The organism is Endozoicomonas sp. SESOKO4 (assembly GCF_024606275.1).
The window spans coordinates 1-1,060 of sequence record NZ_JAHHPS010000215.1; the positions used below are offsets into that span (position 1 = coordinate 1).

Annotated in this window: 1 protein-coding gene and 1 pseudogene; one reads left to right on the forward strand and one right to left on the reverse strand. The window is 47.6% G+C overall.

Translation table 11 applies throughout. The annotated features are described in order from the left end of the window. The coding region (locus KDK16_RS04180) for a TetR/AcrR family transcriptional regulator (RefSeq protein ID WP_257274800.1) at window positions 1-602 on the reverse strand (602 nt) is incomplete at its 3' end. 210 nt (window positions 603-812) lie between these two features. On the opposite strand from KDK16_RS04180, the pseudogene KDK16_RS04185 reads away from it, so the two are divergent. Then, window positions 813-1,060, forward strand: a pseudogene (locus KDK16_RS04185) (8-oxoguanine deaminase); the annotation flags it as partial.

Sequence of the window (1,060 nt, forward strand, 5' to 3'; positions counted from 1 at the left end):
CCGATAGTGTCAGCGGCTTTATCGTAGGTTGAAGCAGGCAGTTTCTTCTTATCCATGATCATGCAAATCTGCTTTTCATAATCAGCGTAATGCTGAGTCGATCCCCAAATCATAAAAATCAGGTGCATGGGCTCGACCCGGGCCATTTTGCCTTCATCCATCCAGTGCTGAAAAATTTCTGTTTTGTTTTTAAACCATTGCTGGGCAGAGGCCTTCATGGAAGGAGACAGTTGCTGGCAGCCATGAATGATCTCGCTGGCAAAAATCCGGCTGGCGGTGGGGTATTTTCTGGAAACTTCGATCTTTGAACGGATATAGCGCTCAAGGGATTCTGCAGGGTCATCTTTCGGGTGAAAGCCGTTCAGTTTGTCGTTCCAGAGACTCAGAATGTTGCTAAGTACTTCGTCATAAATTTCCTGCTTGTTACTGAAGTAATACAACACAGTCGGTTTCGGCAAATCGGCCAGGTCAGCTATTCGCTGGATTGTCGCTCCCCCGAAGCCATGTCGGGCAAATTCCTGTTCGGCTGCTTGCAAAATCAGCCGAACCCTCTCGGCTCTGATGCGACCGGTTTTTTGGGACATACGTTTTACGACAGCCATGTGCGGATCCTGAATTATAGTTTTCGATCATCCCTTAGGGATGATTTATACCATTGGCAGGAAGCATAGAAAAGAATCGGCTAGTGTCCATAAAACAAAACCGGCAGATTAACACGAAAGTCACTGCTATAAACCGCTGTAATGGTGGTCTATGGTATGTGGCAATTTATGACCCCATCCAGGCCGCCTGCTCATAACAAAAGGCAGATAATGAAAGTCTGGATAAAACACCCCTTGGCTACTTTTACCGCCAACAATCAGAACGCTGGCAACGGTGTGGTTATTGATGAAAGCTCTGGCAAGCTCACGGAGCTGGTCCCTTCGGGACAATCCCCGAAAACCCCGTTTGATCAAAGCTACGACGCTTCCGGACAGATTCTGATTCCCGGCCTGATCAATGCCCACCACCACCTTTATCAAACCCTGACCCGTGCTTTTCCTCCAGCACTGAATAAAAA